This window comes from Streptomyces yamdrokensis (assembly GCF_053890455.1).
In genome coordinates, this window is sequence record NZ_CM132679.1 from 5,194,296 (window position 1) to 5,209,429 (window position 15,134).

General features: G+C 69.9%; 13 protein-coding genes and 1 tRNA gene. 8 read left to right on the forward strand and 6 right to left on the reverse strand.

The features are described 5' to 3' along the window. Positions 1-4: 4 nt before the first annotated feature. Both ACWZEH_RS23240 and ACWZEH_RS23245 read right to left on the reverse strand, forming a co-directional pair. The gene (locus ACWZEH_RS23240; RefSeq protein WP_456193046.1) at positions 5-532 is read right to left on the reverse strand and encodes an NUDIX hydrolase; all 528 of its coding nucleotides are present in this window, start codon (positions 530-532) and stop codon (positions 5-7) included. Further along, positions 529-2,106 carry a zinc-dependent metalloprotease gene (locus ACWZEH_RS23245; RefSeq protein ID WP_456193047.1) on the reverse strand — a complete coding sequence of 526 codons (1,578 nt, stop codon included), beginning with the start codon at positions 2,104-2,106 and terminating at the stop codon, positions 529-531. Before ACWZEH_RS23245 ends, ACWZEH_RS23240 begins: the two co-directional genes overlap by 4 nt. A 192-nt stretch (positions 2,107-2,298) precedes the next feature. Between ACWZEH_RS23245 and ACWZEH_RS23250 the strand changes: the two genes are divergently transcribed. The 4 genes from ACWZEH_RS23250 to ACWZEH_RS23265 all read left to right on the forward strand — a co-directional run bounded on the left by ACWZEH_RS23250 (position 2,299) and on the right by ACWZEH_RS23265 (position 5,523). Further along, positions 2,299-3,414 (forward strand): SDR family oxidoreductase, encoded by a 1,116-nt coding sequence (locus ACWZEH_RS23250; protein WP_456193048.1) that lies wholly within the window; start codon positions 2,299-2,301, stop codon positions 3,412-3,414. A gap of 88 nt (positions 3,415-3,502) precedes the next feature. After that, the gene (locus ACWZEH_RS23255; RefSeq protein ID WP_456193049.1) at positions 3,503-3,961 is read left to right on the forward strand and encodes a molybdenum cofactor biosynthesis protein MoaE; all 459 of its coding nucleotides are present in this window, start codon (positions 3,503-3,505) and stop codon (positions 3,959-3,961) included. A gap of 189 nt (positions 3,962-4,150) precedes the next feature. After that, positions 4,151-4,330, forward strand: coding sequence for a hypothetical protein (locus ACWZEH_RS23260; RefSeq protein WP_456193050.1), 180 nt, complete (start codon positions 4,151-4,153; stop codon positions 4,328-4,330). A gap of 98 nt (positions 4,331-4,428) precedes the next feature. Beyond that, positions 4,429-5,523, forward strand: coding sequence for a YlbL family protein (locus ACWZEH_RS23265; protein ID WP_456193051.1), 1,095 nt, complete (start codon positions 4,429-4,431; stop codon positions 5,521-5,523). 44 nt (positions 5,524-5,567) lie between these two features. On the opposite strand, the gene ACWZEH_RS23270 is transcribed toward ACWZEH_RS23265, so the two are convergent. Further along, positions 5,568-6,110 (reverse strand): PPA1309 family protein, encoded by a 543-nt coding sequence (locus ACWZEH_RS23270; protein ID WP_456193052.1) that lies wholly within the window; start codon positions 6,108-6,110, stop codon positions 5,568-5,570. Between the two features lie 200 nt (positions 6,111-6,310). Between ACWZEH_RS23270 and ACWZEH_RS23275 the strand changes: the two genes are divergently transcribed. The 3 genes from ACWZEH_RS23275 (at position 6,311) to ACWZEH_RS23285 (ending at position 11,403) form a co-directional block, all read left to right on the forward strand. Then, positions 6,311-9,232, forward strand: coding sequence for a UPF0182 family membrane protein (locus tag ACWZEH_RS23275; RefSeq protein WP_456193053.1), 2,922 nt, complete (start codon positions 6,311-6,313; stop codon positions 9,230-9,232). Between the two features lie 56 nt (positions 9,233-9,288). Further along, positions 9,289-9,362: transfer RNA gene (locus tag ACWZEH_RS23280), tRNA-Met, on the forward strand. A 223-nt stretch (positions 9,363-9,585) separates the two neighbouring features. Then, positions 9,586-11,403: a tetratricopeptide repeat protein gene (locus ACWZEH_RS23285; RefSeq protein WP_456193054.1), complete on the forward strand. Its 1,818-nt coding sequence runs from the start codon at positions 9,586-9,588 to the stop codon at positions 11,401-11,403. Positions 11,404-11,608: 205 nt separating this feature from the next. On the opposite strand, the gene ACWZEH_RS23290 is transcribed toward ACWZEH_RS23285, so the two are convergent. Continuing rightward, positions 11,609-12,418 (reverse strand): SUKH-3 domain-containing protein, encoded by an 810-nt coding sequence (locus tag ACWZEH_RS23290; protein ID WP_456193055.1) that lies wholly within the window; start codon positions 12,416-12,418, stop codon positions 11,609-11,611. Positions 12,419-12,507: 89 nt separating this feature from the next. Between ACWZEH_RS23290 and ACWZEH_RS23295 the strand changes: the two genes are divergently transcribed. Further along, positions 12,508-13,026, forward strand: coding sequence for a hypothetical protein (locus ACWZEH_RS23295; RefSeq protein ID WP_456193056.1), 519 nt, complete (start codon positions 12,508-12,510; stop codon positions 13,024-13,026). On the opposite strand, the gene ACWZEH_RS23300 is transcribed toward ACWZEH_RS23295, so the two are convergent. Together ACWZEH_RS23300 and ACWZEH_RS23305 are read right to left on the reverse strand one after the other, a co-directional pair. Beyond that, a complete protein-coding gene (locus tag ACWZEH_RS23300) occupies positions 12,989-13,921 on the reverse strand; it encodes a LysR family transcriptional regulator (RefSeq protein WP_456193057.1) in 933 nt (310 codons plus the stop codon). The two genes, ACWZEH_RS23295 and ACWZEH_RS23300, sit on opposite strands and share 38 nt — an antisense overlap. A gap of 480 nt (positions 13,922-14,401) precedes the next feature. Then, positions 14,402-15,112 (reverse strand): TnsA-like heteromeric transposase endonuclease subunit, encoded by a 711-nt coding sequence (locus ACWZEH_RS23305; protein ID WP_456193058.1) that lies wholly within the window; start codon positions 15,110-15,112, stop codon positions 14,402-14,404. Between the last annotated feature and the right edge of the window lie 22 nt (positions 15,113-15,134).

Below are 15,134 nucleotides of genomic sequence, written 5' to 3' on the forward strand. Positions count from 1 at the left end.
CAGCTCAGACGCCCAGGCGCGTCCGGGCCGCCTCCAGCAGACGCACGACCGAGGCATCCGCCACCTCCGCCACCTCGTCGTACGGGAACCAGCGCAGGTCGAGCGACTCGTCACTGACGGTGTGCGCGGCATCGGGAGCGGCCACGGCCGCATACTGGACGTCGAGGTGCCAGTGGCAGGGGGACGGGATCGCGTGCCGGTCCAGACGCACCGGCCCGCCCGCCAGGAGGGTCAGCCCCGCGATCCCCGACTCCTCGGTGGCCTCCCGCAGAGCCGCCGCGGCCAGCGACGGGTCACCCGGCTCGCAGTGACCGCCCATCTGCAGCCACATCCGCAGTTTCCGGTGCAGAGTCAGCAGCACCCGGCCGCGCCCGGGGTCGACCACCAGGGCGCTGGCGGTGAGATGGCCCGCATGACAGGCCTTCCACATGCCGTCCGGATGCGCGGCGAGGTGGTCCAGATAGGCCTGGCGAAGCTCCGGCTGGTCCTCGTATCCCTTGAGTACGAGAACCGCGTCGTCGTACAGACTCACCCGGCGCCGTCCCCCCTGCGGTCGCCGCCCCGGCCACCATCGTCCTCGCCGTCGTCGTTCCTGCCCTCGCCGGCGTCCCCGGTGGCGTCCTCGGTGCCCTTGGCGCCCTTGGTGTCCTTGGCGTCCTCGGTGTCCTCGGTGTCCTCGGTGTCCTTGGCGTCGGAGTCTTCGCTCTTGCTCCGCTTGCCGAGGTCGTGCTTGCCCGCCGCCTCGCCGAGCATCTTGTCCAGCTCGGAGAAGTCGACCTGCTCGCGGTGCACGAAGCCGTCCGGGTCGTCCAGGTCGGTGGCCGTCGGCAGCATGTCCGGGTGGGCCCACAGGGCGTCCCGCCCGTCGACACCGCGTGCGTCCGTGAGCGAGGCCCACAGGCGCGAGGCGTCGCGCAGCCGGCGCGGGCGCAGCTCCAGGCCGATCAGCGTGGCGAACGTCTGCTCCGCGGGGCCGCCCGAGGCGCGGCGGCGGCGCAGCGTCTCGCGCAGCGCGTCCGCCGACGACAGGCGGGGCTTCGCCGCCGCGTGCACCACGGCGTCCACCCAGCCCTCGACGAGGGCCAGCGCCGTCTCGAGACGGGCCAGTGCCGTCTTCTGCTGCGGAGTGTCCTCCGGCTGGAACATGCCCTGCTGAAGAGCTTCCTGGAGCTGCTCCGGGTTCTGCGGGTCGAACTGGCCGACCACGTCCTCCAGCTTGGCGGTGTCGACCTTGATCCCACGCGCATAGCCGTCGACCGCGCCGTACAGGTGCGAGCGCAGCCACGGCACATGAGCGAACAGGCGCTGGTGGGCGGCCTCGCGCAGGGCGAGATACAGCCGCACCTCCTCCTGCGGGACGCCCAGGTCCTTGCCGAACGCCGCGATGTTCACCGGCAGCAGCGCGGCCTTGCCGGCCGGGCCGAGCGGCAGACCGATGTCGGTGGAACCGACGACCTCACCGGCCAGCACGCCGACCGCCTGGCCGATCTGCGTACCGAACATGGCGCCGCCCATCGAGCGCATCATGCCGATCAGCGGGCCCGCCATGGCCTGCATCTCCTCCGGCAGCACGTCGCCCATGGCGGCGCCGACGCGCTCGGCGACCGGGTCCACGAGCTCCCGCCACGCCGGAAGCGTCGCCTCGACCCACTCCGCGCGGCTCCAGGCCACCGAAGTAGCCGCACCGGACGGCAGCGAGGTGGCGTCGTCCAGCCACAGGTCGGCCAGCCGGACGGCCTCGTCGACGGCCCTGCGCTCGGCGGGGCCGACGCTCGCGTCCTTGGTGCCGTCGGAGGTGCCCTGGGACACCGTCTGGCGGGCGATCTGCTTGGCCATGTCCCAGTTCACCGGGCCGCCCTCGTAGGAGAGCATCTGCCCGAGCTGCTGGAACGCGGCGCCCAGGTCGTTGGGGTTCAGGGAACCGAACATCGCGGCGAACGGATTGTCCGCGCCGGGCGCGCCGAAGCCACCGGCTCCGGACATGCCGAAACCGAACGGGTTGGCCGGGTCCTGACCACCACCGCTCTGCTGGTCCTTCTTCTTGCCCTCGTCGCCGTCGTCCGGCTCCTCCGGCGGAAGGCCGAATCCGAATGGGGTGTCACTCACGGGATTCCTCGGCTGATAGGGCCGCCGGTTCCTTCCGGCGGCGCGGTTGCCCGACAACACCACCCAGCGTAGACACCTGAGGCGGTTCGAGCCTCGATGCTTCGCCGACAGAAGGCCTGCGGCAGGATGGATGCCACCTGGTACGCATGCTTCGCATACGCTCGTACTGAAGACAACCGCTGGAGACGCCCGGTGAGTTCCCCAGATCCACAGGTTCGCGCAGCGCGAAACCGGTCAACCCGCCCGTCACCCGCGCGCGGGCCCGTCGTCGTGGTCACCGGCGCCGCCTCGGGTGTCGGCGCGCTGCTCACCGAGCGGCTCGCCGCCTCGGAGGAGATCAAGCAGGTCATCGCCATCGACGAGCGCCGCGGCGAGTGCGCCGAGGCACAGTGGCACATCCTGGACGTACGGGACCCCGCCATCGCGGACCGGCTGCGCGGGGCCGACGTCGTGGTCCATCTGGCACTCGACCTCGACCTGGAGACCGACGCCGCCACCCGGACGGCCTACAACGTCCGCGGGACGCAGACCGTGCTGACCGCCGCCGCGGCCGCCGGAGTGCACCGAGTGGTGCTGTGCACCTCGACGATGGTCTACGGAGCGCTCCCGGACAACGAGCTGCCGCTGTCCGAGGACGCGGAACTGAGGGCCACCGCCGAGGCGACGGGCGTGGGCGACCTCCTGGAGATCGAGCGGCTCGCGCGCAGGGCGCCCCGCGCGCACCCCGGACTCAACGTGACGGTGGTGCGGCCGGCCGTGCTCGTGGGTGGCACCGACACCGCGCTGACCAGGTACTTCGAGTCGCCCCGGCTGCTCGTGGTGGCCGGTTCGCGGCCCGCGTGGCAGTTCTGCCATGTCGACGACCTGTGCAGCGCCCTGGAGTACGCCGTCCGGGAGAAGGTCGACGGAGAGCTGGCCGTCGGGTGCGACGGATGGCTGGAGCAGGAGGAGGTCGAGGAGCTCAGCGGGATCCGGCGGATGGAGCTGCCGTCGGCGGTCGCGCTGGGCGCGGCGGCCCGGCTGCACCGGATCGGGCTCACCCCGTCCCCGGCCGGGGACCTGGCGTACACGATGCACCCCTGGGTGGTCAGCGGGAGCCGGCTGCACGACGCCGGGTGGCGGCCCGCCCACACCAACGAGCAGGTGCTGGCCGAGCTCCTGGAGGAGGTCTCCGGCCGGCACACCGTGGTCGGGCGGCGGCTCGGACGCAAGGACGCGACGGCGGCCGGCGCCGCGGGAGCGACGGTGGCGCTGCTGGGCGCGGCGGCAGTGGTGCGGCGGGCGCGGAAGGCCCGACGGCGGATCTGAGCACCACGCGGCACCCGTCGCCGACGGGACGCCGACGGGGTACCGGGGTGCTTTCGCGCTGTCGTGGGCGTGGGGCACGATGGAGGACATGGCATCCACGAACGATCACCCCGGTGAGCAGCCCGCACAGGACCCGATCAAGCTGATCGCGATCCGGGACGCGCCGCTGTCCGTCGACGAGGTCTTCCGGGCCGTCGGTGACGAGGCGGCCGGAGGGACGGCACTGTTCGTGGGGACCGTGCGCAACCACGACGGCGGGACCGATGTCGATGAACTGGGGTACTCGTGCCACCCGAGCGCCGAGGACGAGATGCGGCGGATCGCCGAGAAGGTCGTCGCCGGGTATCCCGTGCGGGCGCTGGCGGCCGTGCACCGGGTGGGGGATCTCAGGGTCGGGGATCTCGCCGTCGTCGTCGGCGTTTCGTGTGCGCACCGGGGCGAGGCCTTCGAGGCCTGCCGGAAGCTGATCGACGACCTCAAGCACGAGGTGCCCATCTGGAAGCACCAGACGTTCTCGGACGGGACCGAGGAGTGGGTCGGCGCGTAGCGGGCCGAGGGCGGGGGATGCCTGCTGAGAGGACACCTCTGAGGGCCGTCCCGCCACCTCCGTTCTCGTGCGCCCGTTCCCCGTTCCACTCCGCTTGCATAACCTCCCCCCGGGCATGAGCGTTGTCACTGTGGATGGTTAATCTGCTGATCAGTCAGTCGCGGACGCTCATGGGGATGGGAGGTCGGCATGGCGGCGCTTGCCTGGTTGCTGATTCCGTTTGTGGCCGCGGTCGGCGCGGGACTGTGGGGCAGTTGGGCCAATCGCACCCGCCGGGTGCGGGGCGACGGCCCCGAACTCATCGGTTACGCCCGGTTCCGCGAGGCCATGGAGAGGCCTCGGCCGGCGGAGGAAGAGGCCCGGCCCTAGAGCCGGAACGGCAGGTCACAGGCGTAGGACAAGGTCAGGGCCGCCCGTCCGGGCGGCCCTGACAGTGCGCTGACAGACCCGTCCCGTACTGTCGGTGCATGCCACGCCGCACCGCGACGATGCTCGCCTCCACCCTCATGCTGATCGTGCTTCTGTGCGTGGGTGTGTTCATCCCCGTGCCGTACTCGGAGATGTCCCCGGGGCCGACGGTGAACACTCTGGGCGATCACGACGGCGACCCGGTGCTGCGGATCGACGGGCGCAAGACGTATCCGACCGACGGCCACCTCAACATGACCACGGTGCGGGTCACGAGCGCTGATTACCGGATGAACATGGTCGAGGCCGTCTACGGCTGGCTCGCGCACGACAACAAGGTCGTGCCGCACGACACGCTCTACCCCGACGGCAAGACGGAGGAGCAGTCCACCCAGGAGAACGCCGAGGAGTTCAGCCAGTCCCAGGAGAGCGCCAAGGTCGCGGCCCTGAAGGAGCTCGACGTCCCGGTGAAGTCCTGGGTGATCGTCTCCACGGTCGTCAAGGGATCGCCCGCCGAGGGCAAGCTGCACGCGGGTGACGTGATCAAGAGCGTCGACGGCAGCGCGGTGCGTGAGCCGGCCGACGTCGCCGAGCTGGTGACCAGGCACAAGCCCGGCGAGGACGTCGGCTTCACGATCGTGCCCGCCAAGGAGCAGGCCGCCGCCGAGAAGGAGAACCGGACGCCGACCGGGACCGAGGAGATCACGATCACCACCGCGGCCTCCGACGACGCCGGGGACGACCGCGCCATTGTCGGGATCGCCGCCGGAATCGACCACACCTTCCCGTTCACCATCGACATCGAGCTCGCCGACGTCGGAGGGCCGAGCGCCGGTCTGATGTTCGCACTCGGCATCTACGACAAGCTCACCCCGGGCAGCCTGACCGGAGGCAAGTTCGTCGCCGGCACCGGCACCATCGACGACGCCGGCAAGGTCGGGCCGATCGGCGGGATCGAGATGAAGACGGTCGGCGCGCGCGCCAAGGGCGCCGAGTACTTCCTCACGCCCGCCGACAACTGCGCGGCCGCCGCCGCGGACGTCCCCGAAGGCCTGACGCTCATCAAGGTGGACACCATCGACGACGCCCTCGGCGCCCTGAAGGACCTCGGCTCCGGCGACGCCGCCGACCTGCCGACGTGCACGGTCTCCTGACCGTGCGGACCGCCCGCCGCGGTTGCTGACGGGCAGGCCCCGGACTACGCCTCGAACGTCGCCGTCAGCGCCTCCGCCAGGCCCGGCACCAGGGCGGAACCGGTGAGGACCTCCGTCGGCGAGTCCTTCTCCCGCAGCCGCAGGGCGGAATCGCGGGAGCCGTCGCGCAGTACCGCGACCGTCATACGGACCTCCTGGCGCTTCGGGTGCTTCGCCACCCACGCGGCCAGCGCGTCCTCGTCCAGATCCTGCGGGACCTGGGCCTCCGCGGACGGAGGCAGCATCAGACGCTCCACGGTCAGGGCGCAGCCGGCCACCGAGTCGGGCCAGGCGACGGTGCCCAGGAACTCGTCCAGTGGCTTGCCCGTTGGAATGGCATCCTGCTCGATCGGAGTGAGGGCGGTCGTCTCCTGCTCGTCGCCCGGACCGAGCCGGTGCGCGAGAGAGGGCTGCTCGGCACGCAGCCGTGCGGTGTCTACGAGGGCGAAGAGCCGGGCGGGCTGGTCCCAGCCGAGGCCGGAGACGTACTCGTCGATCTCGAGCACGGCCCGGGTGAGCGGGCTCGCCGCCATGGGTGTGTTGGACATGGTCACAATCCTCTCTCGTTCAGGCCCGGAATCGGGAACCGAGTAAAGGGTGAGTAAGTTGCATAGGTGTGGGTCCGTGAGCAAAGGGGCCCGCACGCGGTCCACGAACTCGCGGACCTGACGAATCGACAGCGAACTTCGAGGTGCCTACCTTGGCTTTCCAGATGCCGGACCGAGGCGGAGGCCCGACAGGGCCACGGATGAGAGTGGGCCGCCCGTCCCGGCGGGTCCGAACCCTGCTCATGACACTGGGCGTGCTGGCCGTCCTCGGCATGGTGTTCACCATGTTCGCGGGGTTCTGGACCGACTGGCTGTGGTACCGCTCGGTCGACTACTCGTCGGTGTTCACGACGACCCTGTGGACCAAGATCGGACTCTTCTTCGTCTTCGGCCTGCTGATGGCCCTCGCGGTCGGCTTCAACATCTGGCTGGCGCACCGGATGAGGCCGCCGCTGAGCGCCATGTCGATGGAGCAGCAGAACCTCGACCGCTACCGGATGGGCATCGCCCCGTACAAGAAGTGGCTGCTGCTCGGCATCACCGCGCTGCTCGGGCTGATCGCCGGTGCCTCGGCCTCGAGCCAGTGGCGCACCTGGCTGATGTGGGTCAACGGGGTGCCGTTCGGCCAGAAGGACCCGCAGTTCAAGCTCGACGTGGCGTTCTACGCCTTCGACCTGCCCTGGTACCGGTTCATGCTCGGGTTCGGCTTCGCGGCCACCATCCTGTCGCTGATCGCGGCCGCGCTCACCCACTACCTGTACGGCGGTCTGCGGGTCACCAGCCCCGGCGCGCGTGCCACGGCCGCGGCCACCGGCCATCTGTCGGTGCTCCTCGGCGTCTTCGTCGCCCTGAAGGCGGTCGCGTACTGGCTCGACCGGTACGGCCTGGCGGTCAAGTCCAGCGACTTCAAGGCGACCGACAGCTGGACCGGTCTGCGGTACGTCGACGCCAACGCCTATCTGCCGGCGAAGACGATCCTGTTCTGCATCGCCGTCATCTGCGCGCTGCTGTTCTTCGCCACCCTCTGGCGGCGCACCTGGCAGCTGCCCGTGATCGGCTTCGGCCTGATGGTGCTGTCGGCGATCCTCATCGGCGGCCTGTACCCGGCGATCGTGCAGAAGTTCCAGGTCCAGCCGAACGAGCAGGCCAAGGAAGCGCCCTACGTCGAGAAGAACCTCAAGGCGACGCGTGATGCCTACGGCATCGACGACGCCCAGGTCGACGACTACCCGGGAACCAGCCAGACCGAGGACAAGACCGAGCTCCGGGACCAGGTCTCCGACACGGCGAGCATCCGGATCATGGACCCGAACATCGTCTCGCCGACGTTCCAGCAGCTCCAGCAGATCAGGAACTACTACGCGTTCCCGACCAACCTGGACGTGGACCGCTATCCCGACCCCGAGACCGGTGCGGAGCAGGACACCGTCATCGGTCTGCGCGAGATCAACCTGAACGGCATCCCCAAGCGGAACTGGATCAACGACCACTTCCGGTACACCCACGGATACGGTGCCGTCGCGGCCAAGGGCACCAGCGCCGACGCCGGCGGCCGTCCGGAGTTCACCGAGTCCGACCTGCCGTCCAAGGGCGACCTGGGGACGTACGAGCAGCGCGTCTACTACGGCGAGCGGACGACGACGTACTCGATCGTCGGCGGTCCCCAGAAGGAGATCGACTACTCCGACGACAGTGGCGAGAAGACGACCAGCTACAAGGGCGACAGCGGCGTCAACCTCGAGAACCCGGTCAACCGGGCCGCCTACGCCGCCGCGTTCAGCGAGCCGCAGATCCTGTACTCCGGTGCCATCGGAGAGGGGTCGCGGATTCTGTACAACCGCACGCCCAAGGAGCGCGTCGAAGCGGTCGCACCCTGGCTGACCATCGACGGCGACGCCTACCCCGCGGTGGTGGAGGGCCGGATCCAGTGGATCGTGGACGCCTACACGACCACCAACGGCTACCCGTACGCGTCGCGGACGACCCTCGGTGACACGACGGCCGACTCGCTGACCGCCACCAACGACAACCGTGCGGTGGTGGCCCAGGAGAACCAGGTCAACTACATCCGCAACTCGGTGAAGGCGACCGTCGACGCGTACAGCGGCAAGGTCGAGCTCTATCAGTGGGACACCCAGGACCCCGTCCTGAAGACATGGATGAAGGCGTTCCCGGACACGGTCGACCCGAAGAGCGAGATCTCCGACGACCTGATGAGTCATCTGCGGTATCCGCAGGACCTGTTCAAGGTGCAGCGCGAACTGCTGACCCGCTACCACGTGAAGGACGCCACCACGTTCCTCAGCGGCAGCGAGGTGTGGCAGGTGCCGGACGACCCGACGAACAAGACGGGCGACGCGGTACCGCCGTACTACCTGAGCATGAGGATGCCCGACCAGCAGGAACAGGCATTCTCGCTCACCACGACGTTCACTCCGAACGGCCGTGACAACCTCAGCGCGTTCATGGCGGTCGACGCCGAGGCGGGCAGTGAGGGGTACGGCAAGATCAGAGTCCTGAAACTGCCGACGAGCACCACGGCCGCCGGCCCCAAACAGGTCCAGAGCCAGTTCAACTCCCAGCAGGACATCGCGGAGACGATCAGGCTGCTGAGAGGCGGCGACTCCGAAGTGGAGTACGGCAACCTGCTGGCCGTCCCGCTCGACGGCGGACTGCTGTACGTGGAGCCGGTCTACGTGCGCGGTGGCGGACTCAAGTACCCGCTGCTGCGGAAGGTGCTGGTGACCTACGGAGGCCAGACCGCCTTCGAGGACACCCTGGAGCAGGCCCTCGACAAGATCTTCGGAGCGGAGGGCGCGGCCACCGAGCCACCGGAGGACGAGGGAACCGGCGAGGACGAGGGAGCCGGCGAGGAGGAAGGCGCCGAGCCGCCGCCGACGTCCGACAACCCGACGGTCCAGGAGGCCCTGAACGACGCCCAGGAGGCCTTCGAGGCCGGCCAGGAAGCCCTGCAGAAGAACGACTGGGAAGCCTACGGCCAGGCGCAGGAGGACCTCGAGGATGCCTTGCGCAGGGCCGAGGAGGCCCAGTCCGCGGAAGGCCAGGGCGGCTCGGGCGCGTCGGACGGCAGCCCCGGTCCCGACCCGAGCCCGAGCAGTTAGCAAGTCGGCTGGTCAAAGGCCCACCTCGCGCCGTGGTACGGTTGTGCACACAACGGCGCGGGGTGGAGCAGCTCGGTAGCTCGCTGGGCTCATAACCCAGAGGTCGCAGGTTCAAATCCTGTCCCCGCTACTGAAGTCGCGAAGTCGGCGACAGCAAAGGCCCGGATTCCTCAAGGAATCCGGGCCTTTGTGGTGTGCGAACGCATGTGCCGGGAGCGTCTACGGCCGCGCCGACGACGGGAGTTGGCGGATCTGTGTTTCACTTGTCTCTCTGTGGGCATGTCGACAAAACGCTGAAGTGACCTCACTGACTGCGGCATAGCAGGTGTACCCAGGTTGCAGGTGGTGCGACGATGAATGTTATGGGGGACAGGACAACTCTGTTCGAGACAGGGCGTATTGAGCAGCCCTCCCCTCGGGAGGAACCTCGCGACGAGACCGCGGAGGCTGCCGACGAGGCGGCCGAGGAGCTGCGCCGGCGGCTCGCTGCCGAAGCCGGCGACGTCGAGGCGATGAGCGTCCTCGGCGCCATGCTGCTGCGCCGCGGTGACCTTGCCGGAGCCGAACCCCACCTGCGCGCCGCCACCGCCGCGGGCGACCGCGCCGCCGCCAACAACCTGGGCGTCCTTCTGTTCCAGCGCGGCTACCCGGAGGAGGCCGCGGCATGGTGGCGGAACGCGGCCGTCGCCGGCTCGGCCCCGGCTGCGCACGCACTCGGCCGGTACCACCGGGAGCGCGGCGACGAGCCCGCCGCCGAGTACTGGCTGCGCCAGTCCGCCGAGCAGGAGCACGCCCTGGGCGCCTACGCCCTCGCCGACCTGCTGGAGCACCGCGGGGACGTGGCCGGTGCCGAGCGCTGGATGCGGACGGCCGCCGAGCGGGGACACCGGGAAGCCGCCTACCGGCTGGCGAGGACGCTGGACCGGAAGGCGGCCCGGGAGGCCGACGAGGACACCCTCCCCTTCCTGGAGGAGGCCGAGCAGTGGTACCGGCAGGCCGCCGCGCGGGGACACCGCAGGGCCGCGCTGTACCTCGGCGCGATCCTGGAGAAGCGCGGCGAACTCAAGGAGGCCGGCCGCTGGTACCTGACGTCGGCCAAGGACGGGGAGGCGCGGGCCGCCTGCGCGCTCGCCTTCCTGCTGCGCGACGCCGGCGACACCGAGAACGCCGCGGTGTGGTGGCTGCGCGCCGCCCAGGACGGCGACGGCAACGCCGCCAACGCGCTGGGCGCCCTGCACGCCGAGCGCGGCGAGACCCAGACCGCCGAACGCTGGTACCGGGCCGCGATGGACGCGGGCGACGTCAACGGCGCGTACAACCTCGCGCTGCTCTGCGCCGAGCAGGGCCGGACCGGCCCGGCCGAGCAGTGGTACCGCCGGGCCGCCTACGCCGGACACCGGGAGGCGGCCAACGCGCTGGCGATCCTGCTGCTGACGGCCGGCGACGAGAAGGGGGCGGAGCCCTGGTTCTCCAAGGCCGCGGAGGCGGGCAGCGTGGACGCCGCCTTCAACCTCGGCATCCTGCACGCGGGCCGGGAGGAGGATGCGGCCGCGCTGCGATGGTACGAGCAGGCCGCGGGCGCCGGGCACACGGAGGCCGCGCTCCAGGTCGGCATGGCCCGGCTGCGCGACGGCGACGAGGGCGAGGCGGAGCGGTTCCTGCGGTGCGCGGCGGGCGGCGGCAGCGCCGAGGCCGCCTACCGCCTGGCGGCCGTGCTGGATGCCCGCCGTCCGCCGGAGCCCGCGCACGAACTGGGCGAGCCGGTGAACCGGCGCAGCGAGTGCGAGGAGTGGTACGAGCGTGCCGCCCTGCAGGGCCACCGGCGCGCACAGGTGCGGGTCGGCATGCTCGCCGCGGCCCGTGGCGACGTGGCCGAGGCGGCCCGCTGGTACCGAGAGGCGGCCGAGGCCGGTTCCCGCAACGGCGCGTTCAACCTGGGCCTGCTGCTGGCCCGTGAGGGCAGTGAGCCCGAGGCGGCCGCGTGGTGGGCCCGTGCGGCCGACGCCGGGCACGGGCGTGCCGCCCTGCGGCTCGCCCTGGTCTACGCGCGTCGGGGTGAGCTCGCCGAGGGGCAGCGCTGGGCCGACCGCGCGGCGGCACTGGGCCCGGCGGCGGTCATGGAGCGCGCGATCCGCCTGCGCGACGCCCTCCGGGAGGAACTCTCGGCCTGACACCGCCCGACCGCCCGGCCGGGGGTGGGACGGGCGGACCGTGTCGCCACACCTCGGGGGCGTACAACCGCTGTAGGTTCGGTCGCTCCGTTAGCAGTGGGTCCTGCTGAAACAACGGATTTCGCGTCGCGTCAGCAGTGGGTCGATCGGCTGATCTTTAGCAATCGCGTGGTTCGTCGGGAGAGACCGTTGGACCCGGAGCTGTTCAGTCGGCGGTCTCGATCCTCTGCGGGGCGATGCCCAGGATGAGCTTCTCCAGCGCGTCCTGGGCGGGGCCGAATGCGGCCAGCCAGGTCGCAACCAGGTAGATCTCGCTGTTCTCGTCGATGCCGAGGAAGAATCTGCCCTGATCGAGTTCACCGATAGGGAAGATTGCGCGCCCGATCGTGTGACTCCAGTCGGCGAAGCGGTCCTCCTCGCCGATCAGGTTTTCGGGGTCGAAGTTGAACGGGGTCTTGGCGCAGGTGATGCCGGGGCCGCTGGTCTGGACGTCCAGGCCGCCGAACTCTGTCAGGAAGGCTTCGGCGGCATCGTGCATGCGAACCAAGCCGGTCTTCTCGAGCGCCTTGCGCCAGTCATCGATTGGGGTGCGCCGCCCCGGCCGCCACCCTGCCGCGCGCAGTGTTTCCTCGATCACACCGGTTTTCCGTAGTGACGTCGCCGCCGCATCGACCCATGCCTGGTCCACCGGCACGTTCTCCGGCCAGCCCGGTCGCCAGTCCGCCTGCCACTGGGCGAAGTCCTCACGCAGGAACTTCGGGTCCACCGGCTTGAGTCGTACCTGCGGTCGCTGATCGGCCCACCAGACCTCGAACTCGGCCTCCACTCTTTCGCCCGGCCAGTCTTCTGTGACCGTCGGCAGAAGCAGAACGTCGACGAAACCGCTGACCGGAAGACCGATATCAACGAAGATCCCGATCGCACCCGGGCTCGGGATTGCTGTCACCGTGCCCCGAAACCTTTGCCCGATCCGCAGGCCGCGACGGATCCGAATCCACTCCTCGGCGCTGACCACCCGGCCATCCTGGCATCCCGCTCACGGAGGCAGGAGCCGTGACAAGGAATCGGTGGGTGAGGGCGCCCTGCGGGAGGCAGGATGGGGCGGTGGCTGATCTGCTGTGGGACGACGTCAGGTGGTTCTTCGACCCCGAAGTGATGGGGTCGCTGCCGGACGTGCGGGTGCCCGATTCCTCGGAGACGGACTGGCAGGTCGTCCTCGACCTCGTGGAGGAGCGGGGCTGGGCATTCCAGTACTGCGAGGGCTCGGCAGTGCTGCCGCTGCCCCCGGCAGTAGTCGTGTTGTCGCGTCCGGCCGACGCAGAACAGCCTCGTCTGGAGGTTCGGCCGGTGCCGGACATGTTGGCGATCTTTCGGTTCTATGCAGCGGAGGAGATCGACTTCGACCTTGACCTGCGGGAGATCCAGGGGCAGGAGCGACTCGATGTCCTGTGCGGGTTCCTCGCCGCGATCGGTCGCCGGTTGGGCAAGCCGGTGTGGATGGATTCCGAGGGTGGTGACGGGAGCCGTCCAGCCCTCGGGTTCGACGTCGAGGCGGACCGCGTTGTGATGTTGGTCGAGCCGCCGGTCAGTTGGGGAGAGACCGGACTGCATCCAAGAGGCTGAGCAGGTGCTCTGCTTCGTGGATGAGCGCGGTGCCCGCAGCCGTCGCCACCAGCGGATTCGTGCGCTGGATTAGCGGGATTCCTGCTGTCTTCTCCAAGGCGTTCAGCTGATGCGTGAGTGTTGCCGGCAGCGTTTTGAGGTGTTTGGCGGCCGCGCAGAGGTTCCGTTGGCCGGGGAGCTGGACCAAGCGCCTGAGGCGCTCGACACAGTTGCGGATGTTGCTGATGGCCGCCATCGGCTCGGACAAGGCCGGTGCGTTCAGGAGTAGTGCGAACGGGTTGCTTGTGGTGCTGTTCGGGCGGATCGGGATGCCCCACTTCCTGGCCAGGAGGTTCAGGCGGTGCCTGTCGAGGCCGAACTGATCGGCGATGTCGGGGATGCTCCGGCGTTGGTGAAGGTAAGCGTGTTCCAGTTCCGTGCGGGTGATGTGCCGGCTCAGGGGCTGGGGACGTGGTGAGGCCGGGATTCCGGTTTCTTCCAGGGCATTTTGGACCGTGGCGAGGCTGCATCCGGCCCTGCGTGCGATCAGGCTCTGGTTGAGGGTTCCGCTGGTGTGGGCGGCGCGGAGGCACTCCGGGTCGAGGAGCCCGCGTCGGGGTGTCCGGCGGCCGAGGCCGGGTCCTCCTGGGCTGGGGGGTGGTGCGGAGTTGCCGGTGGCATCGCAGTAGAGCCGGAGGTGTTCTGCGGTCAGATGCAGTGTGTGGGCGATGTCCTCGATGCGAGTGCCCCCTGCCGCCATGGCGGCGAACCCGGCGTTGGAAACTGCGTTCGGGCTGCTGCCCCCCGGCCAGGCCAGTTGCTGGCACCAGTCGTCTGGCGGTTCCCAGAGGACGGGCTCGCCGATCTTGTGGTGAGTGAGGTTGTCGGTGGCTTGGTCGATGAGGAAGGCCCGCATAAGCGGTGGCGTTTTGAAGCGGAACTCGTCGCGGTCATGCAGGACCCTCCCATCGGGACCAAGTAGCGGTGCATCATCGGGATGCCCGGCGCGTAGTCAGGCCACGGCTCACCCTCCTGAACCAGGTCCCGCGAGCCCAGCCGGTAGCCGCAGAGAACCTCCTGAACGTGCTGGAAGCGCTCGGTGACCGCATCCTCCTCGGCCTTGTCGAGTACCCCCAGAGCGACGGCCGTGGACTCCGGCTCTTCCGGCAACTCAACCAGCAGTTCGGTCGTCGGGTCCGCCAGCAGGATGGCCACGTCGACCAGCCTCCACCGCACTCCGGCCGCCCCGGACTGCTGGAGCAGGACCTGGCGGCCCTGCACTTCGGACACGGTGAACGGCTCTCCCTGGAAAATCAGGGCCAGGCCCGCCCGCAACGGAACCGTCCAGTTGCTCATGCCGATCTCCGCAGCACCGAGTCGCCGTCGAGAGGGCGGGTCAGGTCGACCGAGAGCCGCCCGGACCACACCAACGCGAGGACAGCGGGCCGCACGTCCCCGACGGAACGGCCAGCTGCGAGACGCCGCTCGGCGACCGCAAGGGGATCCCCGTCCCGCACCACCTCCCAGGCCCGCGCGATGTCCTCCTCCAGTACGACCCCGGTCCTCCGGTAGGCAGCCAGGAACCGGACGTTCGCCACAGCAGCACCGGATCAGCACCCGACCAGACCTCGTACTGCCAGCCGCGGCCCTCCAGCAGTTCCCGCGGCCAGGCCAGGGCCTCCGCGATCTTCGGATCGAGCAGGCGGTCGGCCGGCTTCACGTTGACCACCCGCACGTTCCCGTCCGCCAGCACCAGTAAGAAGTCCGGCACGTGCAGCCGCCACCGCCCGCCCACCGGTGCCCGAAGCCGGCACGGCTGGGCGTAGATCCAGGCCACCTGCGCGTCGAAGTCCGCCAGCAGCAGCCTGGCCAGCTCCAGCCGGCTCTCATGGACCACCGGGCCGCGCGTCGTCGCCGACGCATACTCCCCGGGATGATGCTTGTGGCCCTTCGCTGACCTGACCCGCCGCCACGGCACGGACCCGTCGAAGCTGCCTCGGCGCAGCTGGCCGAGCTCCACGCTGCAGACCGAGTCGTCCTCGTATCGGATCGAAGCCGTCGCGAGCTCCTGACTGCCGGCTCTGACGCTTGTACGCTTGGTGACCATAGACCGGCCGTAGGAAGCCGAT

Bases quoted from the DNA above. Each gene is read 5' to 3' on its own strand.
- ACWZEH_RS23305 (WP_456193058.1), bottom strand. From the start codon at position 15,112: ATGGTCACCAAGCGTACAAGCGTCAGAGCCGGCAGTCAGGAGCTCGCG.
- ACWZEH_RS23270 (WP_456193052.1), bottom strand. From the start codon at position 6,110: ATGTCCAACACACCCATGGCGGCGAGCCCGCTCACCCGGGCCGTGCTC.
- ACWZEH_RS23285 (WP_456193054.1), top strand. From the start codon at position 9,586: ATGAATGTTATGGGGGACAGGACAACTCTGTTCGAGACAGGGCGTATT.
- ACWZEH_RS23300 (WP_456193057.1), bottom strand. From the start codon at position 13,921: ATGCGGGCCTTCCTCATCGACCAAGCCACCGACAACCTCACTCACCAC.
- ACWZEH_RS23265 (WP_456193051.1), top strand. From the start codon at position 4,429: ATGCCACGCCGCACCGCGACGATGCTCGCCTCCACCCTCATGCTGATC.
- ACWZEH_RS23275 (WP_456193053.1), top strand. From the start codon at position 6,311: ATGAGAGTGGGCCGCCCGTCCCGGCGGGTCCGAACCCTGCTCATGACA.
- ACWZEH_RS23260 (WP_456193050.1), top strand. From the start codon at position 4,151: ATGGCGGCGCTTGCCTGGTTGCTGATTCCGTTTGTGGCCGCGGTCGGC.
- ACWZEH_RS23255 (WP_456193049.1), top strand. From the start codon at position 3,503: ATGGCATCCACGAACGATCACCCCGGTGAGCAGCCCGCACAGGACCCG.